25 protein-coding genes are annotated in these 24,876 nt (G+C 70.4%); 14 read left to right on the plus strand and 11 right to left on the minus strand.

The window, feature by feature from the left end; genetic code table 11:
- Positions 1-1,302, minus strand: a 1,302-nt coding sequence (locus tag GXW79_RS19200) for an efflux RND transporter periplasmic adaptor subunit (RefSeq protein WP_246504140.1), incomplete at its 3' end; no start/stop codon positions are given.
- Positions 1,299-2,681 (minus strand): efflux transporter outer membrane subunit, encoded by a 1,383-nt coding sequence (locus GXW79_RS19205; RefSeq protein ID WP_211876066.1) that lies wholly within the window; start codon positions 2,679-2,681, stop codon positions 1,299-1,301. The genes GXW79_RS19205 and GXW79_RS19200, both read right to left, overlap by 4 nt.
- Positions 2,682-2,989: 308 nt before the next feature.
- Between GXW79_RS19205 and GXW79_RS19210 the strand changes: the two genes are divergently transcribed.
- Positions 2,990-4,018, plus strand: a complete 1,029-nt coding sequence (locus tag GXW79_RS19210; RefSeq protein ID WP_211876067.1) for a GGDEF domain-containing protein — start codon at positions 2,990-2,992, stop codon at positions 4,016-4,018.
- On the opposite strand, the gene GXW79_RS19215 is transcribed toward GXW79_RS19210, so the two are convergent.
- A complete protein-coding gene (locus GXW79_RS19215) occupies positions 4,019-5,737 on the minus strand; it encodes a hypothetical protein (protein WP_211876068.1) in 1,719 nt (572 codons plus the stop codon). It lies immediately after the preceding gene.
- Positions 5,738-5,901: 164 nt separating this feature from the next.
- Between GXW79_RS19215 and GXW79_RS19220 the strand changes: the two genes are divergently transcribed.
- Positions 5,902-6,528 carry a hypothetical protein gene (locus GXW79_RS19220; protein WP_211876069.1) on the plus strand — a complete coding sequence of 209 codons (627 nt, stop codon included), beginning with the start codon at positions 5,902-5,904 and terminating at the stop codon, positions 6,526-6,528.
- A gap of 7 nt (positions 6,529-6,535) precedes the next feature.
- Here GXW79_RS19220 and GXW79_RS19225 read toward each other — a convergent pair whose 3' ends face one another.
- Together GXW79_RS19225 and GXW79_RS19230 are read right to left on the minus strand one after the other, a co-directional pair.
- Positions 6,536-7,111, minus strand: coding sequence for an HNH endonuclease (locus GXW79_RS19225; protein WP_211876070.1), 576 nt, complete (start codon positions 7,109-7,111; stop codon positions 6,536-6,538).
- Positions 7,112-7,295: 184 nt separating this feature from the next.
- A complete protein-coding gene (locus tag GXW79_RS19230; protein WP_211876071.1) occupies positions 7,296-7,985 on the minus strand; it encodes an alpha/beta hydrolase in 690 nt (229 codons plus the stop codon).
- 49 nt (positions 7,986-8,034) lie between these two features.
- Here GXW79_RS19230 and gluQRS point away from each other — a divergent pair, with 49 nt between their 5' ends.
- Positions 8,035-8,859, plus strand: coding sequence for a tRNA glutamyl-Q(34) synthetase GluQRS (gene gluQRS, locus GXW79_RS19235; RefSeq protein WP_211876111.1), 825 nt, complete (start codon positions 8,035-8,037; stop codon positions 8,857-8,859).
- A gap of 68 nt (positions 8,860-8,927) precedes the next feature.
- Here the strand turns inward: gluQRS and GXW79_RS19240 are convergent, their stop codons facing one another.
- Complete coding sequence (locus GXW79_RS19240; protein ID WP_211876072.1) at positions 8,928-9,398, minus strand: OmpA family protein; 471 nt, start codon at positions 9,396-9,398, stop codon at positions 8,928-8,930.
- 85 nt (positions 9,399-9,483) lie between these two features.
- Complete coding sequence (locus tag GXW79_RS19245; protein ID WP_211876073.1) at positions 9,484-10,335, minus strand: NUDIX hydrolase; 852 nt, start codon at positions 10,333-10,335, stop codon at positions 9,484-9,486.
- An 83-nt stretch (positions 10,336-10,418) separates the two neighbouring features.
- On the opposite strand from GXW79_RS19245, the gene GXW79_RS19250 reads away from it, so the two are divergent.
- The 4 genes from GXW79_RS19250 to GXW79_RS19265 all read left to right on the plus strand — a co-directional run bounded on the left by GXW79_RS19250 (position 10,419) and on the right by GXW79_RS19265 (position 13,894).
- Positions 10,419-12,293 carry an ABCB family ABC transporter ATP-binding protein/permease gene (locus GXW79_RS19250; protein WP_211876074.1) on the plus strand — a complete coding sequence of 625 codons (1,875 nt, stop codon included), beginning with the start codon at positions 10,419-10,421 and terminating at the stop codon, positions 12,291-12,293.
- Positions 12,294-12,365: 72 nt separating this feature from the next.
- Positions 12,366-12,614 carry a hypothetical protein gene (locus GXW79_RS19255; protein WP_211876075.1) on the plus strand — a complete coding sequence of 83 codons (249 nt, stop codon included), beginning with the start codon at positions 12,366-12,368 and terminating at the stop codon, positions 12,612-12,614.
- Between the two features lie 375 nt (positions 12,615-12,989).
- A complete protein-coding gene (gene rpmB, locus GXW79_RS19260; RefSeq protein WP_211876076.1) occupies positions 12,990-13,283 on the plus strand; it encodes a 50S ribosomal protein L28 in 294 nt (97 codons plus the stop codon).
- 74 nt (positions 13,284-13,357) lie between these two features.
- A complete protein-coding gene (locus GXW79_RS19265) occupies positions 13,358-13,894 on the plus strand; it encodes a class I SAM-dependent DNA methyltransferase (protein ID WP_367614970.1) in 537 nt (178 codons plus the stop codon).
- On the opposite strand, the gene GXW79_RS19270 is transcribed toward GXW79_RS19265, so the two are convergent.
- Positions 13,891-15,927 carry a hydantoinase/oxoprolinase family protein gene (locus GXW79_RS19270; protein ID WP_211876077.1) on the minus strand — a complete coding sequence of 679 codons (2,037 nt, stop codon included), beginning with the start codon at positions 15,925-15,927 and terminating at the stop codon, positions 13,891-13,893. The two genes, GXW79_RS19265 and GXW79_RS19270, sit on opposite strands and share 4 nt — an antisense overlap.
- A 175-nt stretch (positions 15,928-16,102) precedes the next feature.
- The gene (locus GXW79_RS19275) at positions 16,103-17,737 is read right to left on the minus strand and encodes a hydantoinase B/oxoprolinase family protein (protein ID WP_246504142.1); all 1,635 of its coding nucleotides are present in this window, start codon (positions 17,735-17,737) and stop codon (positions 16,103-16,105) included.
- 86 nt (positions 17,738-17,823) lie between these two features.
- Between GXW79_RS19275 and GXW79_RS19280 the strand changes: the two genes are divergently transcribed.
- On the plus strand, positions 17,824-18,741 hold the full coding sequence (locus GXW79_RS19280) for an SMP-30/gluconolactonase/LRE family protein (RefSeq protein ID WP_211876078.1): 918 nt from the start codon (positions 17,824-17,826) through the stop codon (positions 18,739-18,741).
- Here GXW79_RS19280 and GXW79_RS19285 read toward each other — a convergent pair.
- Positions 18,738-19,253 (minus strand): fasciclin domain-containing protein, encoded by a 516-nt coding sequence (locus tag GXW79_RS19285; protein ID WP_211876079.1) that lies wholly within the window; start codon positions 19,251-19,253, stop codon positions 18,738-18,740. The genes GXW79_RS19280 and GXW79_RS19285 overlap by 4 nt on opposite strands.
- A gap of 167 nt (positions 19,254-19,420) precedes the next feature.
- Between GXW79_RS19285 and GXW79_RS19290 the strand changes: the two genes are divergently transcribed.
- The 6 genes from GXW79_RS19290 to GXW79_RS19315 all read left to right on the plus strand — a co-directional run bounded on the left by GXW79_RS19290 (position 19,421) and on the right by GXW79_RS19315 (position 24,344).
- Positions 19,421-20,854, plus strand: coding sequence for a lactate utilization protein B (locus GXW79_RS19290; protein WP_456315838.1), 1,434 nt, complete (start codon positions 19,421-19,423; stop codon positions 20,852-20,854).
- 278 nt (positions 20,855-21,132) lie between these two features.
- The gene (locus tag GXW79_RS19295) at positions 21,133-21,813 is read left to right on the plus strand and encodes a LutC/YkgG family protein (RefSeq protein ID WP_211876080.1); all 681 of its coding nucleotides are present in this window, start codon (positions 21,133-21,135) and stop codon (positions 21,811-21,813) included.
- A gap of 33 nt (positions 21,814-21,846) precedes the next feature.
- Positions 21,847-22,362, plus strand: a complete 516-nt coding sequence (locus tag GXW79_RS19300) for a Smr/MutS family protein (protein ID WP_246504143.1) — start codon at positions 21,847-21,849, stop codon at positions 22,360-22,362.
- Positions 22,359-22,715: a helix-turn-helix domain-containing protein gene (locus GXW79_RS19305; protein ID WP_211876082.1), complete on the plus strand. Its 357-nt coding sequence runs from the start codon at positions 22,359-22,361 to the stop codon at positions 22,713-22,715. The genes GXW79_RS19300 and GXW79_RS19305 overlap by 4 nt, the downstream gene beginning before the upstream one ends.
- Positions 22,712-23,695, plus strand: a complete 984-nt coding sequence (locus GXW79_RS19310; RefSeq protein WP_211876083.1) for an NAD(P)-dependent oxidoreductase — start codon at positions 22,712-22,714, stop codon at positions 23,693-23,695. Before GXW79_RS19305 ends, GXW79_RS19310 begins: the two co-directional genes overlap by 4 nt.
- 49 nt (positions 23,696-23,744) lie before the next feature.
- Positions 23,745-24,344 (plus strand): NMCC_0638 family (lipo)protein, encoded by a 600-nt coding sequence (locus GXW79_RS19315; protein ID WP_211876084.1) that lies wholly within the window; start codon positions 23,745-23,747, stop codon positions 24,342-24,344.
- A gap of 33 nt (positions 24,345-24,377) precedes the next feature.
- Here the strand turns inward: GXW79_RS19315 and GXW79_RS19320 are convergent, their stop codons facing one another.
- Positions 24,378-24,854: an MmcB family DNA repair protein gene (locus GXW79_RS19320; RefSeq protein WP_211876085.1), complete on the minus strand. Its 477-nt coding sequence runs from the start codon at positions 24,852-24,854 to the stop codon at positions 24,378-24,380.
- Between the last annotated feature and the right edge of the window lie 22 nt (positions 24,855-24,876).

Here is a 24,876-nt window from a genome sequence, read left to right on the forward strand (position 1 = left end):
CTGGCGCCGGCGCCCGCCACCGGCCGGGCGCGGCGGCGGCTGCACCGCCTCGGCAACCTGCACCGCGCTGCCCTGCGCGAGCCGCAGCGCGCCGGAGGTCACCACCGCCTCACCTACCCGCAGCCCGCGCATCGCCACCGCATCGGTGCCCTGCATGACGCCCAGGGTGATCGGGCGCTGCTCGACCGTATTGTCCTCCTTCACCACGAAGACGAAGGCCCCGTCCGGCCCGCGCTGCACGGCGACGAGCGGGATCACGGTCACGTTGCGCAAGGTCGTCACCTGCATGCGCACATTGACGAAGGCGCCCGGCCACAGCCGCTGGTCCTCGTTCGGGAACAGCGCCTTGAGCCGGATGGTGCCGGTCGCCTGGTCCACTTGGTTGTCCACCGTTACCAGCGTCCCGGTCGGGTCGGCGGGCGGCGCGGCGCCATCGGGCCGCGGAATCGCCGATTCGCCCAGGCGGATGCTCACCGGCACGGCGCCAGCCGCGATCGCCTCGGTGACCTGCGGCAGGGTCTGCTGCGGCAGGGTGAAGTTCACCGCGATCGGCCGCACCTGCGTCACCACCACGATGCCGGTGCTGCTGGTCTGCACGAAATTGCCCACGTCGACCAGGCGGAGCCCCACCCGCCCGTCGATCGGCGAGCGGATGGTCGTGTAGTCCAGCTGCACTCGCGCCGCATCGATCGTCGCATCGTCGAACTGCAGCTGCGCCTCCAGCTGGGCGACCGTCGCGCGTTGCGTGTCCAGCGTCTGCTGCGAGGCGCCGTTGTTGCGCACCAGCTGCTGGTAGCGCGTGAGGTCGAGCCGCGCATTGGCCAGCTGCGCCGCGTGCTGTGCCCGCGTCGCCACCGACTGGTCGAGCGTCGCCTGGTAGCTGCGCGGATCCAGGCGCACCAGCACGTCGCCGGCGCGCACATCCTGGCCTTCGCGGAACGCCACCTCGATCAGCCTGCCGGAGACCTGCGGCACGATGGTGATGGTGTTGGATGCCTGCAAAGTGCCGAGCGCGTCGAGGAAGATCGGCAGGTCGCGCGTGGCGGCCGCCACCGCGCTCACGGGTACCGGCGGCGCGCCACGCCCGCGCGGCCCACCTGAGGGCCCGAAGCCGCCCGCCGGGGCGGCGGTCTGGCTGCTGCGGGCGAAGGGCGGCCAGCCCATCCACCAGGCGAGCCCCGCGGCACCGGCGCCGAGCAGCACCAGGATCGCCAGGATGCGCGGCCAGCGCCGCCGGCGGACCACCGGGGTGCTGATGACCGAGGGCAGTGGCTCCGGCGCGCGGGCAGGCAACTCGTTCATCGGGCGATCCTTCCCTCGGGCATCGACCAGCCGCCGCCGAGCGCGGTGAACAGGCTAGCCGCCGCCTGCAGCCGCTGGATGACCGCGACGGCCAGCGCATCGCGCGCCGTGAACAGCGTGGACTGCGTGTTGAGCACGGTCAGCAGGTCGATGGTCCCCGCGCGGAGCTGCGCATCGGCGATCTCGAAGGCGCGCCGCGCCGCCGCCTCGCGCGCTTCCTGCAGCCGCACCAGCTCGGTGGTCCGGCGCAGCGCGGAGAGGTTGGTCTCGGTATCCTGCAGGGCCGCGAGGATGGAACGCCGGTAGCTTGCCAAGTTCTCCTCCTGCACGCCGCGCGCCTGTTCGACCTGGGCGCGGAGCGAGCCGCCATCGAATATGGGCTGGGTGATGCCCGCCGCGAGGTTGTACAGCACCGAGCCCGGCCGAAGCAGCGTTTCGAGCGCGAGTGACTGGATGCCGCCCGAACCGGTCAACGTGATGCGCGGGAACAGGGCCGCCCGCGCCGCGGTCACATCCGCGTTGGAGGCCGCGAGCGTGGCCTCTGCGAGGCGCACATCGGGCCGCCGCAGCAGCATCTCGGACGGCAGGCCGGGGACGATGGTGGGAACCCGCAGCGCGCGCAGCGGCGGGCCATCGGTCGAGAGCAGCTCCGGCAGGCCGCCGCTCAGCGTCGCGAGGGCGAAGCTGTTCTGCTCGGCGCTCTGTTGCAGCGGCGGTGCGGTCGCGCGCACCTGCGCCACCACCACCTCCTGCTGCGCGACGTCGAGCCCGGTGGCGGTGCCGGCGTCGAGGCGCTGGCGCAGGATGCCCAGGATGTTCTCGGCGGCTGCGAGATTCTCGCGCTGGATCGCGAGGCGGGCGATGGCGCCGAGATACGCAAAATAACCGTTCGCAACGGAGGACTGGGTGCTCAGCGTCACCGCGCCGATGTTGTAGGCGTTGGCGATCGCGCTCGACCGCGCGCTGTCGAGGCGCGCCTGCAGCCGGCCCCAGAAATCGATCTCCCAACTGGCGCTCAGCGAGGCGCCGAACGCGTTGGTGCCCTGGCCGGAGGAGCCGGGATTGAAGTTGGTGTTGCGCTGGCGCTGCACCGAGCCATCGGCATCGACGATGGGCAGAAGCGCCGCGCCGGTGATGCGGGTGAAGGCGTCGGCCTGGCGCAGCCGCGCCACCGCGATGGCGATGTCCTGGTTGGCCACCATCGCCTGGCCCATCAGTCGGTCGAGCGTGGGCGCGCCGAAGCCGCGCCACCAGGCTGGGTCATCCGAGCGCGGCCCGGCTGCGCCGGCCATGACGTATTCGGCCGGCGGGGTGATGCCGCTCTCGGTCCGCTCGGTCGTCAGGGCGCAGCCGCCCAGCATGGCGGCGGCGAGCAGCACGCCGCGTCGCGTTGCGGCAGCGGTTAATTGTCGAGCCAATCGCGGTCCACTCCAATGCGTCACCCGCCCGGGCGGGGTGGCGCCACCCTCGGCGGGGGCACGCCTGCGCTGTTTTGCCTAGGCCCGCGGCTCAAGCCAGTATCTTAGTGAAACCAGCAGCCAGGGTTTGGTTGCGCCGTCATATCAATAAGGCGTCCAGCAGGGGTTCGCCACCGGCGTCTTCCGTCGCGCCGGCGCATTAAGCCCCGTTTCACCCTTCCGCGCTATGGATCGCCATGGCTCGTGCCATGCGCGCCGACGGAGGGTTCATGCTGACGGATCAGACCCTGGTGACCGACGCCGCCTGCGCCGCTAGCCTGCGAGACCTGGCAATGCGGCGCCTCGCCCCGAACGGGCGCAACTACAGCGTCTGGTACGAGTACCACGAGGGCAAGAATTTCGCCCTCCGCCACGCGATCGACCAGCACCTCGCCGCCGGCGCGACGATCGACGAGGCGGAGATGCACGCCCTCCATGGCCGCTTCCTGTGCGACGCGCAGCAGGACCGGCTGCTGAGCGAGAACCGGCTGCTGGCGCAGGGCACGCTGCAGGAGGTCGTGGCGCTGTTGAGCCGCGCGGCTGTCGAACATTCCCAGTCGGGCCACGTCATCGCCGAGGCAGGGCGTTCGCTCGCCGAGGACTCCTCGCGTCTCGCCAACGTGGTCACCGCCCTGCTCGCCGAGACCGATGCGATGTCGCGGCGCGGCGAGATCCTCGGGCGCCGGCTCGATGCCGCGACGCGCCAGATCAGCGGCCTCGAGAAGCGGCTCTCCGTCGCGCGCCACGAGGCGACGGTGGATCCGCTCACCGAGCTGCTGAACCGCCGCGCCTTCGACGCCGCCCTGCAGCGGGTGACGCAGCAGGCGGCCGCGACGAAGGAGCCGCTGGCCATGCTCATGGTCGACGTGGACCGTTTCAAGCGCATCAACGACAGCTGGGGCCACCCGGTCGGCGACGCGGTGCTGCGCGTGGTGGCGAACAAGCTGCGGCAATCCTCGCGCGACACCGACACCGTCGCCCGCTATGGCGGCGAGGAGTTCGTCGTGCTGCTGCCCAAGGCGCCGCTGGCCGAGGCGATGATGGTCGCCGACCGCGTGCGCCTGGCGGTGTGCGGGCGCAATCTCACGTTGCGCGACACTGGCAAGGTGATCGGCACGGTGACGGTCTCGGCGGGCGTCTCGATCTACCGCCCTGGCGAACCGGTCGCCGATTTCCTCACCCGTGCCGATGAGGCGCTGATCCAGGCGAAGCAATCCGGCCGCAACCGGGTGATGACGCTGGAAGGCGCGATGGCCTGATCAGCCGCGCCCGGCAAGCGCGCCGAGCGTCGCTGCCTGCCCGGCGCCGCTCGCCGGGCCGCCGAGTGCGCTGTCGGCCACCGCAAGGCCGTCGCCATCGCCGCGCAGCCGCGCGTCCAGCAGGCCCGTGTAGAGCGATCCGAGGCGCGTCGCCCGCGCCGCCGCCGTGGGGTCAAGCACCAGCGCCCCGGCACCGCGCGCCCGCGCGACGCAAGCGAGGGCGCGGACCAGCAGCGCGAGCGAGGCGGCATCCTCGGCCGACATGCCGGCGATCGCGGGCAGCTCGGCCATACCGCGGCGCCCGCCCAGGGCGACCGGCGCCGTCACGATCCCCAACGCCGCCAGCGCGCGTGCGACCGCCCCCGCCTCGCCGAGCTCGGCGAGCGCCATGATGGCGGCGGCCTGGTCCAGGGCGGTGCCGTAGAGCCCACGCTCCAGCCCGTCGCCCAGCGCCTCGCGTCGTTCCAGCGCCAGCAGCCGCGCGGGTGAGGACGCCTCGCCCAGCGCGCGCTCGGCCAGCACCAGGAAACCGGCATCGAGCGCCGCCAGGGCAGGGGTTGCGCGCAGCTCGGCCAGCAGGGTGGCGGCAAAGCCGCGCAGCGCGGCGCGCTCTGCCTCGGGCACCGGGGCGAGCCCGTCTTCGGCCAGCGCCAGCCGCCGTGCCACCGCCAGCAGCGCGACGCCGCGGCCTCGCGCCCGGCCGAGCGCGCGGCCGCGCTGGTCCGCCCTCGGGTCCGCGATCTCGTGGTCGAGCAGCAGCCGCTCCTCGGCGACCGTCACCGCGTCGGCACCCTCCGGCCCATGGCGCAGAACCAGCCAGTGTGCGGCGGCATCCGGGCGCACGGAGAGCTTGGCGTTGACCACCGCCCCCGCCGCGGGCCGCAGCTCCAGCCGTAATCCGGCGGCACCTGCTTGGCGCAGCGTCACCGCGGCGACTGTCCCTTCGCACAGCGTCACCATGCCTGCGGCGAGCGGCACCGGCGCGCCATCGACCGCCGCCTCGGTGAAGGACTCGCCGTCGCTGATACCGTCGCAGGCGGTGATGAGGCGCAGCCGGCGTGGCGCCACGCCAGGCGCCGGCTCGAACCGCACCGTGACGCCCAGCCAGCCGGAGGCGGCGCGGATCTCATAGGTGTAGCTCAGCCGGCCCACCTCGCGTGGTGCTCCGCCGAAGCGGCCGGGCGCGACGATGGCGCTCACCTGCGTCAGGCGCACCAGGCCGGGCGCGCGGTCCACGCGCGCCTCGACGATCGCGTCCTCCACGTCCAGGCAATGCGCCCGACCCCAGAGGCGGAACTCGATCATGGCGCCGCCATGCTTCACGCCGGGGCCGGTCGCGTCGCGCATGCGCTGGTGCAGCACGCCCTCGCGCAAATTGCCGAAGAACTCATGCGTTGCGGTGCGGATGTCGAGGCGCTCTGGGTCGTCGCTCACGACCACCAGGGGCAGCTTGCCGATGGCGCGGACCAGCGTGCCACCCGCAGCCATCGCGCGCAGGCATTCCACGAGCGCGCCGGCCAGCGCGGGCTCGGTCCGGGCGAGTGCGGGGTGGGTGAGCGCCTCCGCCGCGAGTGCGGTCTCGAAGGCACCCGCCGTCGCCTCGCCGGGCGCGGCGGCGATGCCACGATGCAGGGTGCCGTCATGGCCGATGGCGCAGGCGAAGTCGCGCAGCAGATGCGCCAGCAGCGCGGGCGCGAGCGGCGCCGCCCGCCCGCTCATCTCCCCCCGCCTGCTCATCGCCAACGACGCGCCGTCTGCTCGCATGGCGCAATTCTCGCAGGAGGGGCGACACGAAGCCAGCCTCCGCGAATGTGACCGGCGTGTCGTTGGAAAACGCCGCGGCCGGGTGCAAGCATCGTCCCGATCTGCAGCGGGAGGCGAGGATGGCGCGACATATCGGATGGCTGATGCTGGCGCTGGCGGCGACCGCCGGCCCGGCCCTGGCCCAGGTCAAGGCGCCTGCCGCCGGCGGCGGCGAGCGCGTCGCCGTGCTGGAACGGCTGCCCGAGCGCATCGGCAGCTTCGCGCGCTCCGGCCCCGTACGCCAGGACACCACCGCGAATGTCGAGGATGGCGCCATCCTGCGCTACCAGGGTGCGAGTGGCTTCATGACCGTCTTCCTCTACCGCATGGGTGGTCCTGCCATTCCGAACGGGACGGAATCCCCCATCGTGCAGGCGGAGCTCGCCGGCTCCGAGCGCTCGATGCTCAACACGATGGCGCAGCCGGGGCCGGACGGGATCCCTCGCGCGCCGGCGGAGCTGATCACCGGCTACGCCTTCGCCGCGCCGGACGGACCGCGCTTCCGCTGCGTCGAGGCGCGCCGTGCGATCCCGGCGCCCCAGGGGGCCGGCGGCGGCTGGCACCAGCACGAGCATGTCTGCGTCACCGGCCACATGCAGGGCTACCTGAAGATGCGCGTCACCTACCGCGCGCCGGACCCCGAGGGCGAACGCGTGCGCGACGCCGTGCAGGCGCTGGTCGGCGGGGCGGCCGCGGCGGTGCGGTAGCCCGGGCTCAGCTCTCGAGCTCGGAATCCCAGTAGAGGTAGTCGCGCCAGCTCTCGTGCAGGTGGTTGGGCGGGAAGGCGCGGCCGTTTTCCTGCAGTTCCCAGCTTGTCGGCTGGCGCGGCTCCTGCACCGGGAACATCCGGCATTCGCGCGGCAGTTTGCTGCCCTTGCGCAGGTTGCACGGCCCGCAGGCGGTCACGACGTTCTCCCACGTGGTCCGCCCGCCGCGGCTGCGCGGGATCACGTGGTCGAAGGTGAGGTCATGCGCCGGCAGCGCATCGGTGCAGTACTGGCACTCGAAGCTGTCGCGCAGAAAGACATTGAAGCGAGTGAAGGCCGGCCGCCGCGCCGCCGGGATGTATTCCTTCAGCGCGATCACGCTGGGCAGCCGCATCGTCATGCTCGGCGAGTGCACCTGGGCGTCGTATTCGTTGAGCACCGAGACGCGGTCGAGGAACACGGCCTTCACCGCATCCTGCCAGGCCCAGATGGAGAGGGGAAAATACGAGAGCGGGCGGAAATCCGCGTTCAGAACGAGGGCCGGGAAGGATTGAGCCCCGACGAATTGTCCACCGTCTGGCAAGCGCCGCTCCTGTTCACCACCCTAGAGTGGCTGTGCCGCGGCGAAACCAAACCTGGTCTGGACCAGGGGACCTCAAGAGCTTGGGCCATTCACGACAGTCCGGCCCAAGATCATGTGGCGCCGCCGCGTTTCGGGAGCATAAATGGCAGCGCCGCGGGCGCAGCGCAACCCATTGTGGCCGCTGTCACACAGCTTTCGCGAGGCGTTCGGCCCGCTTGCGGTCGGCCTCGGCGAAGCCGTGCTGCAGGAAGGACGCGGCAATGTCGATGCCCTGCTGGTCGATCGTGTGGTCGAGTCCGGGCTGGATATGCGCGTGCACGGTGACGCCGCAGTCGCGCATTGTCTCGGCCGCGTCGCGCGAGGCCTTGGGCGGGACAACGCCGTCATCCTCGCCATGGATGAGCAGCACGGGCGGGCGCACGGTGATGTCCATGACCAGGGCTTCGGGCACCAGCAGGGCGCCGGAAAAGCCGACCAGCGCGGCCGGCGCATTGGGCCGCCGCAGCCCGGCGAACAGCGCCAGCATGGCCCCCTGGGAGAAGCCGGTGATGGCAAGGTCGTCATCCTCGAGCCCCAGCCGGGCGAGCTCGGCGTCGAGGCTCGCGAACAGGCCACGCGCGGCGTTGCGCAGCAGCTCGATCATGCGGGCAGGGTCGCGCTCATAGAGGTCGAACCATTGCCGGCCCATGGGGATGCCTTCCATGGGATCGGGCGCGTCATAGGCGAGGAAGGCGGCGTTGGGCATGGACCGGCCCCAGAGATGGCCGATGCCGATCAGGTCGTTCCCGTTGGCGCCCAGGCCGTGCAGGATGACGACGAGTTTCTTCGCCTTGCCACCATCGGCGGGGGGAATGCTCGGGCCGGTCAGCAGCATGGTGTGATCCCTTGTCCAGTCGCGTGTGCGCCGCTAGCGCGATCCCATGATGGCCGCAACCGGGATCGTCACGCGCTTCGCGCCCAGCCCCACGGGGTTGCTGCATCTGGGGCATGCCTTCTCGGCGCTGGTCGCCTGGCGGACGGCGCGGGCGGCGGGCGGGCGGTTTTTGCTGCGGATCGAGGATATCGACACGGCGCGCTGCCGGCCGGAGTTCACGGCGGCGATTCTGGAGGACCTGGCATGGCTGGGGCTCGACTGGGACGGCGAGGTGCGGGTGCAGTCGGGGCATTTTGCGGCGTACGCCGCGACGCTGGAGGCGCTGCGTGGGCGGGGGCTGCTGTACCCCTGCTTCTGCACGCGCGCCGAGATCGCGGCTGCCGCGCCGCATGGGCCGGAGCCGGTCTATCCGGGCACCTGCAAGCACCTGGATGCGGGCGAGGCGGCGGCGCGGATCGCGAGCGGCGCGGCGCATGCCTGGCGACTGCACATGGACCGCGCGGCGGCCGGCCGGACGCTGAGTTTTTCCGAACACGGCGAGCGCCGCGTCTGCGACCCGATGCCCTTCGGCGACGTGGTGCTCGCGCGCAAGGACACGCCGGCAAGCTACCACCTCTGCGTGACGCAGGATGACGAGGCGCAGGGCGTGACGCTGGTGACGCGCGGCGAGGACCTGCTGCCGGTAACGGCGATCCATCGCTTGCTGCAGGAGGTGATGGGGTGGCCGGAGCCGGAATACGCCCATCACCGGCTGCTGGTGGATGCGGGCGGGCAGAGGCTAGCCAAGCGGGACGGGGCGCCTGCGATCCGGGCGTTGAGGGAGGCCGGGTTGTCGGTCGAGGCGGTGCGAGCGCGAGTCGGGATATTCGAATAGGCCGCTAAGTCGAACCGGAAACACACATCACACGTTCGCGTTTAAGCAGTGGTCAAGGCGACGATTTACTAACGAAGGACGAACTCAACACGGCGATTCATGCCGAAATTTACAGCGTCGAATCCCATCGGAAGATTAACACGGCCGGAAAGGGAAATGAGATCAGCCGGGACGCCAAGTCGTTCCAACTCACGACCGATTCTCGCGGCGCGGAGGAAGGCTAGGTTGTTTCCATCCCGCTCGCGCAGCGAATGCCCCACCAGCTCCACGCGCACTTCCTGCGCCGGAAGCGGCACGCTCGCCTCTCGGTCCCAAGACGAAAGAGACGGGTGACTAAGTCTGTCACGCTCTTGGCGCCACCAGGCAGCGAACTCGCTCACGATTTGCAAGCATCGCGGCGGGAGTTCCGCGCTTTCGAGGTCGAAGTCAAAGCAAATATAGCTCCGGCTCAGTGCTTGCGCGTGACGACTATCGGAAACGGTGAGACAGAGCGCCGCGAGGATCCCGCCGACCCTCAGCAGCTTCAGACCGAGCATCATGTCGTTCCCCCACCGCTGGAGCCGTCGCGCCATCAGCATAGCGAACCAGACTGGGCGTTACGCCGCGAGAATTTTCTAGTTCTTCCTAAGCCGGCCCCTGATCCAGCCCCGCCCGCAGCACTCCACCCGGATCCGCCACCAACCCCTCCCGTAGGAACAGGTCCAAAAACACCAAATTCACGTTGAACTTCACCCCATCCCCGTCCCGCACCGCCTCCACCAGCCGCACCACCGGCCACAGCTCGAACCGCTCCACCTCGTCATCATGGGGCACCGGCACCACGCCCTCCGGCACATCAAGGTCGTAGCAGTGCAGCACATCGCGTCGGACGCCGCCGGCAGCCTCGCGCATCACATAGGACACCCGCCCCACCGGCCGCGCCTGCACCGCCAGCGCCGCATCCAGCCCCGCCTCCTCGGCCGCTTCCTTCATCAGGCATTCATCCGGCGTCAGCCCCGCCGGAATGCCCCCCGCCACGATGTTGTCGATCAGCCCCGGTGCGACCGGCTTGTGCTTCGAACGGAACCCCACCCAGACGTGCAGCCCATCCGCCCGGCGCACCAGCCCGTTCACATGCACCCCCTGCGACATCACCCCGAAGGCCGGCAGCGCGCCGCGGTCCAGTACGCCCAGCACCGGCCCCGCGCTCTCCGCGCGGATGTCGAACAGCTCGTCGCGAATCCGCAGATGCCCCGCGGCGGCCAGCGGCGGCAGCAGCCTGGCCAGAGCCTCGCTGCGCGCTCCCGGCCCGCGCAGTCGCCAGGCGAGCGTCACGCCCTCGGCGTCGAAATGGATGTCGCGGGGGAAGAACGTCAGCGCGCGGCAGAACTCCGGCCCGATCCACCCGACCTGGACGCCCTCGATCCGGAAGGCCAGGTACCCGGCCGGGGAGGCCAGGTTGTTGCAGGCATCGATGTGGCGCTGGAAACCGGTCATGCGCCCTGCCTACCCCAGCCCCCACCCCCGCGTCACCCGTCCAGCCCTGGACCGCGCCGCAGTTACACGCCACATGCGGGGCCATGAGCACGCCGACCCCCCAAGTCAGCCACGGACGCACCCTGCTGTCGCTGGCCCCCTACCTCTGGCCCAGGGGCGAACGCGAACTCCGCATCCGCGTGGTCGTCGCCCTGGCCGCCCTGGTCGCCGGCAAGATCGCGAACGTGATCGTTCCGGTCGCCTATGGCCGCGCCGTCGACGCACTCTCGCCGACCGCGGGCGTCGCGGCGATTGCCGCCGTGCCGGTCGCGATGATCGTCGCCTATGGGTTGCTGCGCGCCCTCTCGGCCGGGTTCGGGGAGCTGCGCGACGCGGTGTTCGCCAAGGTCCAGGCGCGTGCCGCGCGCCGCATCGCCCATGGCGTGTTCGAGCACCTGCACGCGCTGTCGATGCGCTTCCACCTGGACAGGCAGACGGGCGGACTGTCCCGCGTCATCGAACGGGGCACGCGCGGCATCAACTTCGTGCTCGACTTCATGCTGTTCAGCATCGTGCCGACCATCATCGAGATCCTGATGGTCACGATCATCCTGTGGGGCCTGTTCGACTTCGCCATCGCCGCCGTCACCTTCGGCACCATCATGGTCTACATCACCTTCACCCTGGTCTTCACCGACTGGCGCACCCGCTTCCGCCGCCAGATGAACGACACCGACCAGGAAGCCAACACCCGCGCCGTGGACAGCCTGCTGAACTACGAGACGGTGAAATACTTCAACAACGAGGCGCATGAGGCGCGGCGCTACGACGCCTCCCTCGGCCGCTACGAGGCGGCCTGGATCCGCTCGGAACAGACGCTCAACGCGCTCAACGCGGGCCAGGCCGGCATCATCGCCACCGGCCTGGCGCTGGTGATGCTGATGGCGGGCAATCGCGTCGCTTCGGGCGCGATGACGGTGGGCGATTTCGTGTTGGTGAACACCTACCTCATCCAGCTGTACCTGCCGCTGAACTTCCTCGGCTTCGTCTACCGCGAGATGAAGCAGGGGCTGATCGACATGGAAGCGATGTTCGGCCTGCTCAAGCAGGAACGAGAGATCGCCGACGCGCCCGGCGCCCAGCCCCTGAAGCCCGGACCAGGCGCGCTGGTCTTCGAAGACGTCCGCTTCGGCTATCGGCCGGACCGCGTGATCCTCAAGGGCGTCTCGCTGACCGTGCCTCCGGGCAAAACCCTCGCCATCGTTGGCCCCACCGGCGCGGGCAAGTCCACCATCTCGCGCCTGCTGTTCCGCTTCTACGACGCAACGGGGGGACGCATCCTCATCGACGGCGAGGATATCCGCTCCGTCACGCAGGATTCCGTGCGCGCCGCCATCGGCGTGGTGCCGCAGGACACCGTGCTGTTCAACGACACCATCGCCTACAACATCGCCTATGGCCGTCCCGGTGCGACCGAGGCCGAGATCGAACAGGCCGCGCGCCTGGCCCAGGTGCACGACTTCGTCCTGAAACTGCCCGACGGCTACAAGACCCGCGTCGGCGAACGCGGCCTCAAGCTATCGGGCGGCGAAAAACAGCGAGTCGCGATCGCGCGCACCATCCTGAAGAACCCGCGCATCCTCATCCTCGACGAAGCGACCAGCGCGCTCGACACCCGCACCGAGCAGGAAATCCAGACCGCGCTGCGCGACATCTCCCGCAACCGCACCACCCTGGTCATCGCCCACCGCCTGTCCACCGTCGTCGAGGCCGACGAGATCATCGTCCTGCAGGACGGCCAGATCGCCGAACGCGGCAGCCACGGCGCACTCATCGCCGCCGACGGCCTCTACGCCGACATGTGGCGCCGTCAGTCCGAAGCCGTCGCCATGGCCGAAGCCGCCGCGGCCGCCCAGGAAGCCGCGGGATTTGGCCAGAAAACCATCCGCGAGGCCGAGGAAGTCGCGCCCACGGCCTGACCGAACGCGCCCTCGCCCTTCCCTCCACCGCCCCAAGGCCCCATCTGCCGGGCAGCAAGGAGTGCGCGACCCATGCAAATGGACCCCCGAGGCATGGCCCCGGAAGACCTCAGCCACGCCGGCTCGGTCATCGACAAGGCCATCGAATACATGGTGGGCCAGAACATCGCGCCCCTCTCCATCGCCTCCGCCCTGCTCGGCGGAGCCCTCGGCCTGCTGGCCCGCACCATGGACGACGGCGCCATCGCCCAGGTCCTGCGCAGCGCACTCCACTCGGTCGAAAGCGGTGAGCTGCGGGAGATGCGGGACGAGCAAGGGTAAGCAAGGCGGGGGGCTCCGCCCCCTCGACCCCCGCCGGGGATCGCGCCGATCCCCGGGCCCCTGCGTGTGCTGGTCCTCGGTTTGGGAGGGCTGTGTTTCATCGACGTGCGCCGGGGTTGGGAGGGGGCGCATCGCGCAAGCTCCCGTGCAGCTGGTGCTCTAGGCGCCCCCTCCCAACCCCGGCTCGCCTTCGGTGAGCCTCAACCCCCTCTCAATTCAAGAACCAACAGATGGAGGTCCAGGATCGACACGATCCTGGCGGGGTCCAGGGGCAGAGCCCCTGGCCTTTCTACCCTTGACCTTCCCGGCTCCTTCCGCCACACACCGCCCTCTCGCGCGGGATTGGCGCGGCTTTCGTTGTTGGGAATTGCTTTCATGGCTCGTCGCTGTGCCGTCACCGGCAAGGGTGTCCTTTCGGGGAACAATGTCAGCCACGCGAACAACAAGACGCGTCGGCGTTTCCTCCCGAATCTGCAGGAGAGCTCGTTCTTTTCCGATGTACTGGCGGCGCAGATCCGCTTGCGGCTGACGGCCAATGGCATTCGCACGGTCGAGCACAATGGCGGGATCGACAGCTACCTGTTGGGCACGCCGGACCGGAAACTGACGGTCGAGACGATCGTGTTGAAGCGCCGGCTCGAGAAGGCCAAGGCCAAGAAGGCCGCCTGAGCGAGGCTGCCGCAGGCCGGATCATCGGCCTTTACCGCCGCCACGCCCGGGCCTGGTCCGAGGCGCGTGGCGGGGTGCTCGGGGGCGAGGCTCCCTGGCTCGATAAATTCCTGAAGCCATTGCCGGCGTTGGCTGAGATCCTCGATCTTGGCTGTGGTTCGGGGCGTCCGATCGCGGAACATCTGATCGGGCTGGGTCACCTGCTTACGGGTGTTGATGCGTCGCCGCAGTTGCTGGCGATGGCGCGGGACATGGCGCCGGAGCAGCGATGGGTCGCCGCGGATATGCGCCGCCTGGTGTTGAGGCGGTGCTTCGACGGCGTGCTCGCCTGGGACAGTTTTTTCCACCTGACGCATGCCGACCAGCGCGCGATGTTCACGGTCTTCGCGGCGCATGTGGAGCCTGGGGGCACGCTGATGTTCACCGCCGGACCGGCGCATGGCATCGCGATGGGCGTGATGTTCGGCGAGGCACTGTTCCATGCGAGCCTCGCACCCGAGGAGTACCGCCAGCACCTCGACGCGCACGGCTTCGACGTCCTGGACCACAAGGCCGAGGACCCGGATTGCGGCGGCCGCACCGTGTGGCTGGCGCAGCGCCGCCAGGTCTAGGGCAGCGCGATCTCCAGCCAGCCGCGCGCATCCATCCGCGCCACGTCGCCTTCGAGCAGCAGCACGGTGGTGGTGTCGCTCTCGATGATGGCGGGGCCAAGGATGGCTTGGCCGGGGGTGAGTGCCGCGAAGGCGTGGACGGGGATATCGGCGGCGCCGGCCTCCAGCATCACGCGCCGGTGGGGCGCAACCGGGCGGCCAGGCGGCAGCGTCGCGCGCGCCTCCCCGCCTGGCAGCAGGCCAAGCACCGCGATGCGCGCATTCACCAGCGCCACCTCATCGCCGCGAAGCGCATAGGTGAAGAGCTGTTCGTGGCGCGCGTGGAAGGCCTCGGCGACGCGGGCGCTGACGCCGTCGCTGTCGAAATCCACGGCGTCGAGCGACACGCCCACCTCGAACACCTGCTCGCCGTAGCGCATGTCGGCGGCGCGCTTCACCGCCACGTCGCCGCCGAACCAGCCGGCGACGCGGGCGCGGCCTTCGGCCTCCAGCGATGCGAAGATGTCGCGCAGCGCGGCGTCATCGGGCAGCCCCGCGCCTTCGAGGCTGCGGGAGACCTCGTAGCGCAGATCGGTGTGCAGCATGCCCCAGGCCGAGAGGCCCGCGGCGAAGACCGGCACGGCCGCGCGTGACATGCCCAGCTCCCGCGCAACGGCCGAGGCGTGCAGCCCGGCGGCCCCACCGAAGGCGAGCAGGGTGAAGCCGCGCGGATCGACGCCGCGCCGCACGGTGGCCAGGCGAATGCCGTCCGCCATGCGCAGGTTCGCCAGGCGGTGCGCGCCGGCCGCCGCAGCCATGGCGTCCAGCCCCAGCCGCGCGCCGAGCCGCGCGAAGGCGGCCTCGGCCGCGCCGCCGTCCAGCACGCGCTTGCCGCCGAGGAAATTCGCGGCGTCGAGGTAGCCCAGCACCAGGTTCGCGTCGGTGACGGTCGCCTCGGTGCCGCCCTGACCGTAGCAGGCGGGGCCGGGAACGGCGCCGGCGCTGCGCGGGCCCACCTGCAGCAATCCGCCGGCGCTGAGGAAGGCGATGGAGCCGCCGCCAGCGCCCAGCGTCAAAATGTCCAGGCTTTCCAGTGCGATGCGTTCGCCGGCCACCTCCCGCCCACGGCCGAGTGCTGCCTCGCCCCCCTCGATCAGCGCGATGTCGGTGGAGGTGCCGCCGACATCGAAGGTGATGAGGTCGCGCCCGATGCCTTGCCGCGCCAGCGCCACGCCCGCCGCGACGCCGCCGGCGGGGCCCGACAGCGCGGTGCCGGCGGCGAGGCGCGCGGCCTCCTCGACCGGTGCGACGCCGCCATGGGAGAGGATGACGAAAACCGGCCCGAGAAAGCCTTCCTCCGACAGGCGCGCGCGCAGGCGGGTGAGATAGCGCGCGACGATAGGCCCTACATAGGCGTTCACGACGGTGGTGGAGAAGCGCTCGAATTCCTTGATCTGCGGCAGCACCTCGGCCGAGTGGGTGACGAAGACGCCCGGCATGGCGGCGCGCACGGCATCGGCGGCGGCGCGTTCATGGGACGGGTCGCGCCAGGCATGGAGGAAGGCGATGGCGACGGCCTCGGCACCCTCGGCTTTCGCGTGGTCGATGGCGGTGGCGAGCGATGCGGCGTCGAGCGGCGTCTCGACGCGGCCATCGGGGCGGAGGCGTTCGCGCACGGGGATGCGGCGCTGGCGCGGCACCAAAGCGGGGGCGGCGGGCAGGCGGAGGTCGTAGCGTTCGGGCTTCAGCCCCTCGCGCATTTCGATGACGTCGCGATGGCCTTCGGTGGTGAGCAGCGCGACCTTGGCGCCGCGCCGTTCCAGCAGCGCGTTGGTGGCCACCGTCGTGCCATGGACGATGCGCTCGGTGCGTTCGAGGAGGCTCGGCAGGGTCAGGCCGAGCAGGTCGGCGAGGGCGACGAGGCCGGCGATGACGCCCTCGCTCTGGTCGCCAGGCGTGGAGGCGGATTTGGCAAGCACGGTGGTGCCGTCGGCGGCGATGCAGACCACGTCGGTGAAGGTGCCGCCGACGTCGATGCCGATGCGGTAAGTCATGGGGCGGTGTCAGCCTCACGCCCAAGCGGAGGCTCGAAGTCGATCTCCACATGCAGGTTCTCATCGGCTATCGCGTCGACATGCACCGCCAAGTCTGATCGGCGCTGCCTCTGCAGCCAGGACCGGGCAGCAAAAACAGAAGAAGGGGCGCGACGCAGTGGGTCCCGGGGGGAATTCATTCCCCCATGCTCACTATATCCCGCGCCCGCGCGTCGACATCCCGCCCGCTCGGCGGCCCCCATCCCCCGCCGCCGCCCGCCTGCACATGCAGCGTGTCCCCGGGCGCGATGGTGATTCCCACCTCCTTGGTCTTCAGCACCCGCTCGCTTCCATCCGCGCGCTTCAGCACGTAGTGGTGCGGTGCCCCATCTTCGCCGCCGAGCATGCCCGCCGCCCCGTGCCGCACGCCGTCGCCCGCGGTGTTCGCGCGGCAGGGACCGTCGCTCTCCACAACCAGTTCGAGTGCGCCGCCATAGCCGCCGCGATGGGTGCCGTCGCCGGCTGATCCGGGGCGGAATTCATGGTGGCGGAAGAAGAGGGGGAAGCGCGTCTCCGCCATCTCCACGCTGCCGAATTTCAGCCCGCCCGCCGAGTGCCACTCGCCCGCCGTGGACCAGCCATCCCCGCGCGCGGAGCCGCCGCCGCCGGGACGCGCATGGAACAGGTGCCACACGAAGGCGCGGTCGCGGCGGCGGTCGCGCCCCTGGATGGCGACGCGGAAGCGCCGGCCCCAGCCGCCCATCGCGCGCTCCGGGCAGGATTGCGCGAGCGCCTTGACCACCGCCTCCACGATTTCGTTCGAGCAGTGCGAGGTGCACAGCGTGACCGGCGCCCCCGGGCGCGCCCAGACGATGGTGCCCTCCTTGGCGATCACCGTCAGAGGCCGGAAGGCGCCGGCATTCTTCGCCACCTCGGGGTCCAGGAGATAGGCGAAGGCCATCGCCACCGCGCTCCACATGTTGGGGTAGCTGGAGTTCACGAAGCCCACGACCTGCGGCGCGCTGCCGGAGAGATCGACCGTCAGTCTCTCCCCCTGCTTGGTGACCCGCGCATGGATGAGGATGTCCTCCGCCCCATGCCCGTCATCATCGAGGAAGGCGCTGCCCTCGAACACGCCATCCGCCCAGCCGCCGAGGATGCGCCGCGCATGCGCCTCGGCATGGTCGAGGATGGCGTCCACCCCCGCCGCCAGGGTCTCGCCGCCCTGCTTGTCCAGAAGTGCCAGCAGCCGGCGTTCGCCCAGATGCGCGGCCCCCACCATGGCCAGCATGTCGCCGCGCACCTCGCGCGGCAGGCGCGTGTTGGTGACCAGCATGTGCAGCAGGTCCGGGCGCGGGGTGCGCCCCTCGCCGAGGCGGATCGGCGGGATGCGCAGCCCCTCCTGCCAGATCTCTGTCGCACCTGGGTTGTACCCGCCATGGGTGGCGCCGCCGATATCGGTCTGGTGCGCGCGCACCACAGACCAGAAGCGCAGCGTCGCACCCTCCATCACCGGCACCACGATGGTGAGGTCGGGCAGGTGGCTGCCGCCGTGATAGGGGTCGTTGAGCAGGAAGATGTCGCCCTCGCGCGGGTCGGGGAAGGCGTCGGCGACGGCGCGCGCGGCGAAGGGCATGGCGCCGACATGCACCGGAATGTGGTCCGCCTGCGCCACCAGGCGGCAGGCGGAATCACACAAGGCGATCGAGAAATCGCGCGAGGAGTTCAGGATCTGCGAATAGGTGGTGCGCAGCATTGCCTCGCCCATTTCCTCGACGATCGCGCGGAAGCGGTTTTCGAGGACGGCGAGCGCGATGGGATCGGGCGTCATGCGAGGCAGCGTCCCGCCCGGCGCGCCCTCTCGTCAAGCGCGCGTGTCCGCCGCATCCTCTGCGCAAAATCACGGAGGACCGCGCCATGCCAGAGACCATCCCGCTCACCACGCTCGCGACCGGCCTGAAATTTCCCGAAGGCCCGGTCGCCATGCCGGACGGCTCCATCGCCCTCGTCGAGATCGCGATCGGCCGCATCACCCGCGTCGCACCCGACGGTACCGTCAGCACCATCGCAACCCCCGGCGATGGCCCGAACGGCATGGCGCTGGGCCCCGACGGCATGCTGTACGTCTGCAACAATGGCGGCTTCGCCTGGCACGAGGAGCCGGGCTTCATCCGCCCCATCGGCCAGGCGCCCGACTACGTCACCGGCCGCATCGAGCGCATCGACCCCGCGACCGGCGCCGTCACCCGCCTCTACGAAAGCTGCGACGCCAACCCGCTGCGTGGCCCCAACGACATCGTGATGGACCCGCGCGGCGGCTGCTGGTTCTCGGACCTCGGCAAGGTGCGCGCGCGCGACCGCGACCATGGCGGCGTGTACTGGGCGGCGCTCGACGGTAGTCGCATCATCGAGGCCGCCTTCCCGGTCCCCGGCGGGGCGAACGGCATTGGGCTGAGCCCAGACGGCAGCGTGCTCTACGTGGCGGAGACGGAGACCGGTCGTCTCTGGGCCTGGGATGTCGAAGGTCCCGGCCAGCTTCGCAAGGACCCCTGGCCGAGCCCCAACGGCGCCCGCCTGCTCACCCAATTCCCCGGCTTCCGGCGGCTGGACAGCCTGGCCGTAGCGGCCTCCGGCAACATCACCGTCGCCACGCTGGTGAGCGGGGAAATCACCACCGTCTCACCCACGGGCGAGATCCTGCGCCAGGTGACCATGCCCGAGCGCATGCCCACCAATTTCTGCTTCGGCGGGCCGGACCTTCGCACCGGCTTCATCACGCTCTCCACCAGCGGCGCGCTGGTCAGCGCCGCCTGGGACGAACCCGGCTTTTTCTAGGCCGTCGGGACCAGCACGGCATCGATCACGTGGATCATGCCGTTGCGCGCCAGCAGGTTCGGCCGCGTGATGCTGCCCGAGGCGCCCGAGGGCACCCCGCCTTCGCGGGCCGCCTGGATGCGCGGCTGCTGCGGCGTGCCGCCGACCGTGCGGATCTCGATCCCACTTGCCATGCGGATGCGGCCCTGGCGCGCCTGGATGGAGGCCAGGCTGAGGCGCGACATCGCGATCAGGTTGCGCAGCGCGTCGGCATTGCCTTCGCGCATCGCCTGCGGGGCGGCCGCGAAGGCGGCATTGGTCGGCGCGAAGACCGTGAAGGGCCCGTCGCCGGCCAGCAACGTGTCGAGCCCGGCGCGGCCGAGGGCGCGGCGGAAATCGCTCAGTTCCGGCTGCGCCTCCATGAGCGTCAGCAGCGGCCGCGAGCCATCGGCGCGGATATCCTCGCCGGCGGTGCAGGCGGAGAGCAGGGCGGCGGTGCTGGCCGAAAGGACCAGGCTGCGGCGGGTGATCACGGGCGCGAATCTCCGGTGGTGTTCTTATACCGGCGCCTTGTCCCCCGGCGGGCGACGCGCCGCAAGCCCTACGAAGCGGCCGCGGCGCCGGATGCGCCAGGCCGGGCTCTCGCTGTCGGGCCGCTTCGCGCTACATTGCAACGCAACCGCCTCGTGGAATCCGTGCCGTGGTGCAGCTGACCTCGCCCGCCTTCAAGACCAACGCCCATCGCGCCATGGCCGATGCCGGGCTGCAGAAGGCGCTCGGCACCGCCAAGGGAGCATTTCTGCAGCGCCGCGCCGCCGCCGTCGCCGCCCTGCCGGAATTCGAGGCTCTGCGCGACATCGGCCGCGACATCAAGAACCACACGCTGGCCAACCTCGATTTCTACCTCGAGGCCTTCGCCGCCAAGGTCGAGGCCGCGGGTGGTGTCGTGCACTGGTGCTCCACCGCCGACGAAGCCCGCGCCACCGTGCTCGCCATCTGCCAGGACGCCGGGGCCCGTACCGTCACCAAGGGGAAGTCGATGATCTCCGAGGAGCTCGGCATCAACGACCACCTCGAGGCCAACGGCATCGCGCCGATCGAGACGGACCTCGGCGAATACATCCTCCAGCTCCGCCACGAGCACCCCTCCCACATCATCGCCCCCGCCTTCCATCTGAACCGCGAAGACTGGGAAGCCGATTTCCGCCGCGCCCACACTGACCTGCCCGCCGACCGCGTCTTCGCCGAACGCCGCGACATCCTCTCTGAGGCGCGCACCCGCCTGCGGGCAAAGTTCCTCGCCGCCGATGTCGGCATCACCGGCGCGAATTTCCTCATCGCCGAGACCGGCAGCAGCGTCATCGTCACCAACGAAGGCAATGGCGATCTGACCCAGACGCTGCCGCGCGTGCACATCGCGCTCGCCAGCATCGAGAAAGTGGTCCCCACGCTCGAAGACGCGACCTCGCTGCTGCGCCTGCTCGCGCGCAGCGCCACTGGGCAGGATTTTTCCGTCTACACGACCTTCTCCACCGGCCCGAAACGCGCCCCCGACCTCGACGGCCCCGCCGCCTACCACGTCGTCCTCATCGACAACGGCCGCTCCAACATGATGGGCACCGAATTCCAGGAGATGCTGCGCTGCATCCGCTGCGCCGCGTGCATGAACCACTGCCCCGTCTATGGCGCCATCGGCGGCCACGCCTATGGCTGGGTCTACCCCGGGCCGATGGGCAGCGTGCTCACGCCCTCGCTGGCCGGCATCGAGAAGACCGCCAACCTGCCCAACGCATCCACCTTCTGCGGCAAGTGCGAAGCCGTCTGCCCGGTGAAAATCCCACTGCCCAAGATGATGCGCCACTGGCGCGAACGCGAGTTCGAACGCCACCTCACGCCGAGCTCGATGCGGCGCGGGCTGGGCGTGTGGGGGTGGTTCGCGAAACGCCCGGGGATGTACCGGATGGCAACACGTATCGGCGTTGGCGCACTGCGCCTGCTAGGGCGGGGAAAGGGTGCGTTCACCTCTCTGCCGCTGGCCGGAGGGTGGACGGAAGGGCGGGACCTGCCAGTGCCGGAAGGCGGGACGTTCATGGCGCGCTACAAGGCAAAGCAGAAGCAAGGCCGGGGGAAATGAATTTCCCCCAGACCCCCATTCTTTTATTTTTGGCTACTGGTGCTGGTTGCGCAGGCGGTACTGGGTTCATTAGGGCCGACTGCGCATCCAGCACCGCATCTGATCGACGAGTGCGCCTTTCCAACCTGGACCCAGAAATTTGCATTGCTGCTCGTGGGCCAGCTGCACCGAGCGCCAAGACGCAGCACTGCCTTCACACCAAGAACCAGAAGATAAATATAAAAGAATGGGGGTCTGGGGGAAATTCATTTCCCCCGGTCTTCGGAGCCACCGCCTAGATGTCCAAGGACGCCATCCTCTCCGCCATCCGTCGCGGCCTCCATCGTGGTCCTCTCCCCCAGGACCAGCAGGCCATGCTCCGTGCCCGCATGGCGCATCCGCCGCGCCATCTCATTCCCGCGCGCTCGCAGCTCCCGCGCCCGGCGCAGGTCGCGCTGTTCATCCACAATGTGGAGAAGGAGTTCGGCACGGTGGAGCGCGTGGCGGAAGCGACCGATGTTCCGGCGTCGCTCGCGCAGTATCTCGCCGCGCAGAATTTGCCGTCGCGTTTTGTGATGGCGCCGCATCCGGAGTTGCAAGCGCTGCCGTGGGATCGCGCGCCGTTGCTGGCGTTCGAGGCGCGGCGGGCGGAGGCGACGGATCTGGTGTCGCTCACGCATGGGTTTGCCGGGGTTGCCGAGACGGGGACGCTGATGTTGCCGTCGGAGCCGACGCGGCCGACGACGTTGAACCTGTTGTCGGATACGGCAGTGGTTCTGCTGCGCGCGAGTGCGATCGTCGGGCCGTATGAAGATGCTTGGGACCGGCTGCGGGCGCGTGGCGAGGGCATGCCGCGCAACGTGATGTTCGTGACCGGCCCGTCGCGCAGCGCGGATATAGAGCAGACGCTGGAACTGGGCGCGCATGGCCCCCGCCGGCTGCACATCATCCTGCTCGACGACGATGCGGCGGCGATCTGAGCGCGAATGTCCGGGCGCCTGAAGAAGCGTGGATTGAGCGAGGCGGATCGCGCGCTTTGGGCGAATTATGCAGCGCATGTTGCCCCGCTGCGGGGGCGAGCGCGGCCGGATGTGCCGCCGGTCATTGCGGCCGACGTGACGCCACCGGCGCCCGCGAAGGCGCAAGCGGCACCGCCGCCGCCGATGCGCATGCAGCATGCACCGGTGATCACGGTGGGCACCGCGCCGGCCGGGTTGGATGCGCGGCGGTGGGCGGCGTTGCGGCGCGGCAAGCTGCGGCCGGAGCGCACGCTCGACCTTCATGGGCAGCGCGCACAGGAGGCGCATGGGGCGGTGCGCGCCTTTCTCGCCGCGGCGCTGGCCGATGGCGTGCGCTGCGTGTGCGTGGTGACGGGCAAGGGGGACCGGGTCGAGGGTGGGGTGCTGCGGCGCGAGTTTCCGCATTGGCTGAATGCGCCGGATCTGCGGCCGCTGGTGCTGGGTGCCGCGCATCCTCACCGCGCCGGCAGCGGCGCCGTGCATCTGCTTTTGCGGCGGCCGCGCGCGTGACACCGTTCGGCGCGCGGCTGCGGGCGTTGCGCGAGCAGCGCGGCGTGAAGCTCGCCGACCTCGCCTCGGCCGTGCAGGTGTCCTCAGCTTATCTTTCGGCGCTGGAGCATGGCCGGCGTGGCCGGCCTTCGGCGGGCCTGGTGCACCAAGTGAACGAGTTCTTCGGCCTGATCTGGGATGATGCGGAGGAGTTGTCGCGCCTGGCGCGCCTCTCGCATCCGCGCGTGACGCTGGACACGGCGGGGCTGTCGCCGGAGGCCACCGAATTCGCCAATCGCCTCGCCGCGACGATCCGCAAGCTGCCTCCTGAAACCATCGCGCGCCTTGCCGATGCGCTGGATGCCCCGCCATGACGCTTCGTGTTTTCCTCGCCCACACGCAACCAATGTTCGAGGGCTATTACGGGGAACGGGCACTTGCGGGGCTGCGCGAACATGCCGAGGTGGTGCGCAACACCACCGGCGCCGCGCTCGTTGGCCGAGCGCTGGCCGATGCGGCGGCCGGCTGCCAGGCGATCATCGCGGACCGGGCCACGCCTGGAACGGCGGAGACGTTTGCGCATGTGCCGGACCTCATCGCCTTCCATCGCTGCGCGGTCGATATCAGCACAATCGATGTCGCGGCCGCCTCGGCCGCCGGCGTGCTGGTCACGCAGGCGACGCCGGGCTTCGTCGATGCCGTGGCGGAGCTGGGTATCGGGCTGATCGTGGATCTGGTGCGCGGCATCACCGACGCCGCCGGCGCCTATCGCGCGGGGCGCGAGCCGGAGGGGCGCATGGGGCTGCAGCTCAGCCACGCGACACTCGGCATCGTGGGGCATGGGCGCATCGGGCAGCGCCTGGCCGCGATTGCGCGAGCGATGGGGATGCGCGTGCTCATCAACGATCCGGCGCTGGCAGAAAGCGTGGCCTTCCACGCGCTGCTGGCGGAGAGCGACATCGCCGTCTGCCTCGCGCCCGCGCTGCCGCAGACCGAGAACCTGTTCGGCGCGGCTGCCTTCGCGGCGATGAAGCGCGGAGCGTATTTCGTGAACCTCGCACGCGGCCAGCTGGTCGATGACGCGGCCCTGGAAGCCGCGCTCGAGGGTCGTCATCTCGCCGGTGCCGCGCTCGATGTCGGTCGCGCGATGGACCAGCGCCCGGCCGCGCGCCTGGCCTGTCGCCATGACGTGATCGCAACGCCGCACATCGCCGGGCTGACACGCGAGGCGGCGGAGCATCAGGCCATGGACACGGTGCGCCAGGTGGCCGCGCTCGCGGCCGGTCGGATGCCCGAGGGTGCGGTAAACGCCAGCGATGCGCGGCGCTTTCTCGCACGGCAACATGGTGGTTGATTTCGTGGCCACGGCGTCCTTACCATCCGTCTCGCCCCGGAGCGTGCGCATGTTCAGAGGTCTCTTCGTCGTCATGCTGCTCGCCGGCTGCGCCACCGCACCGCGCGAGCCGGATGCCTTCGCCATCGAGCGCACCGCGGCGGGTCATGCGCTGTTCGTGGACGTCTGCGTGCGCCATCTCGGCGCGCCGGAAGCGCTCGAGCGCCAGGCCGAGGTGCGCAATCTGCACCAGATGGGCGCCGACCTCGAAGGCAATGAGTCCCGGCCCGAGGCGCTGCGCCTCTACGGCCTCGCAAATGAGGATGGGCGCGTCGGGCTCGGCCTCGCCTTCTCGGTCACGGCGCAGAGCTGCTCGGTGTTCTTCCGCGATGCCGATCCGGGGCTCGCACTCGCCTTCACCGCGCAGCTTGCGCTCGCGCGCGCGCGGGAGGGTGCGGAGGTGACGCCGATCGTGCGCAACGCCACCGCGCTGGCCGCGACGACGAGCGGCTACCGGGTGCAGGCGGGCGAGGCGCCGCCGGGCGTGGACTGGGCCTTCGGCCTCACCATCGCGCGCGACGGCCTTGCAATGTTCCATGCGCAACTGACGCCGGAGGAGGGTGGCCGGCGTGCCGCACCTCCGCCGCGCGGCCTGCTGCGGCGGACCTGAGGGAAGGCCGCGGCAAGATCCACTGACGTTCGTCTATTCCAGGCGCAGCGCCATGCGTGCCAGCAGCCCGGCCTCCGGATCCGCCGCCGCAGAGGCGCGCAGGCCCGCCAGCATCGCGTAGCGCAACAGCATCGAACGCCGCCGCGCGGGCGCGAGTGGATGCGCCGGCGGCGGCCGCAGCAGCGCCCAGTCCTCCATCGAGGCGGCACAGATCAGCCCCACATCCTCGGGCAGCAGCGCCTGCGGGAAATCGGCATCGACGGCGAAGAGCAGCGCGTCGCAGAAGTCGCGATACTCGGTCCATTTCCGGTCGGTCAAAAAGTCCCGCGCGCAGGATTTCACCTCGATGATGCGGAAACTGCCGTCGGGCAGCAGCGCGAGGATATCGGCACGCCGCCCATTGGGCAGTGGCACCTCGGAGAGCGGCGCCCAGCCATTCGCGGCACAGAAGCGCGCGGCGGCGCGGTGGATGCGGCGGGTGCGTTCGGGGGCGTCGAGAACCAGGTCCATGCGGCGGATGTTCGCGCTTCGT

The sequence above is a fragment of the Plastoroseomonas arctica genome (assembly GCF_018128965.1).
In the GTDB taxonomy this organism is placed as follows: Bacteria; Pseudomonadota; Alphaproteobacteria; order Acetobacterales; family Acetobacteraceae; genus Plastoroseomonas; species Plastoroseomonas arctica.

Bases quoted from the DNA above. Each gene is read 5' to 3' on its own strand.
- GXW79_RS19320 (WP_211876085.1), bottom strand. From the start codon at position 24,854: ATGGACCTGGTTCTCGACGCCCCCGAACGCACCCGCCGCATCCACCGC.
- gluQRS (WP_211876111.1), top strand. From the start codon at position 8,035: ATGGCCGCAACCGGGATCGTCACGCGCTTCGCGCCCAGCCCCACGGGG.
- GXW79_RS19210 (WP_211876067.1), top strand. From the start codon at position 2,990: ATGCTGACGGATCAGACCCTGGTGACCGACGCCGCCTGCGCCGCTAGC.
- GXW79_RS19250 (WP_211876074.1), top strand. From the start codon at position 10,419: ATGAGCACGCCGACCCCCCAAGTCAGCCACGGACGCACCCTGCTGTCG.
- GXW79_RS19240 (WP_211876072.1), bottom strand. From the start codon at position 9,398: ATGATGCTCGGTCTGAAGCTGCTGAGGGTCGGCGGGATCCTCGCGGCG.
- GXW79_RS19215 (WP_211876068.1), bottom strand. From the start codon at position 5,737: ATGAGCGGGCGGGCGGCGCCGCTCGCGCCCGCGCTGCTGGCGCATCTG.
- rpmB (WP_211876076.1), top strand. From the start codon at position 12,990: ATGGCTCGTCGCTGTGCCGTCACCGGCAAGGGTGTCCTTTCGGGGAAC.
- GXW79_RS19295 (WP_211876080.1), top strand. From the start codon at position 21,133: ATGTCCAAGGACGCCATCCTCTCCGCCATCCGTCGCGGCCTCCATCGT.
- GXW79_RS19310 (WP_211876083.1), top strand. From the start codon at position 22,712: ATGACGCTTCGTGTTTTCCTCGCCCACACGCAACCAATGTTCGAGGGC.
- GXW79_RS19275 (WP_246504142.1), bottom strand. From the start codon at position 17,737: ATGACGCCCGATCCCATCGCGCTCGCCGTCCTCGAAAACCGCTTCCGC.
- GXW79_RS19255 (WP_211876075.1), top strand. From the start codon at position 12,366: ATGCAAATGGACCCCCGAGGCATGGCCCCGGAAGACCTCAGCCACGCC.
- GXW79_RS19270 (WP_211876077.1), bottom strand. From the start codon at position 15,927: ATGACTTACCGCATCGGCATCGACGTCGGCGGCACCTTCACCGACGTG.
- GXW79_RS19280 (WP_211876078.1), top strand. From the start codon at position 17,824: ATGCCAGAGACCATCCCGCTCACCACGCTCGCGACCGGCCTGAAATTT.
- GXW79_RS19245 (WP_211876073.1), bottom strand. From the start codon at position 10,335: ATGACCGGTTTCCAGCGCCACATCGATGCCTGCAACAACCTGGCCTCC.
- GXW79_RS19315 (WP_211876084.1), top strand. From the start codon at position 23,745: ATGTTCAGAGGTCTCTTCGTCGTCATGCTGCTCGCCGGCTGCGCCACC.
- GXW79_RS19230 (WP_211876071.1), bottom strand. From the start codon at position 7,985: ATGCTGCTGACCGGCCCGAGCATTCCCCCCGCCGATGGTGGCAAGGCG.
- GXW79_RS19220 (WP_211876069.1), top strand. From the start codon at position 5,902: ATGGCGCGACATATCGGATGGCTGATGCTGGCGCTGGCGGCGACCGCC.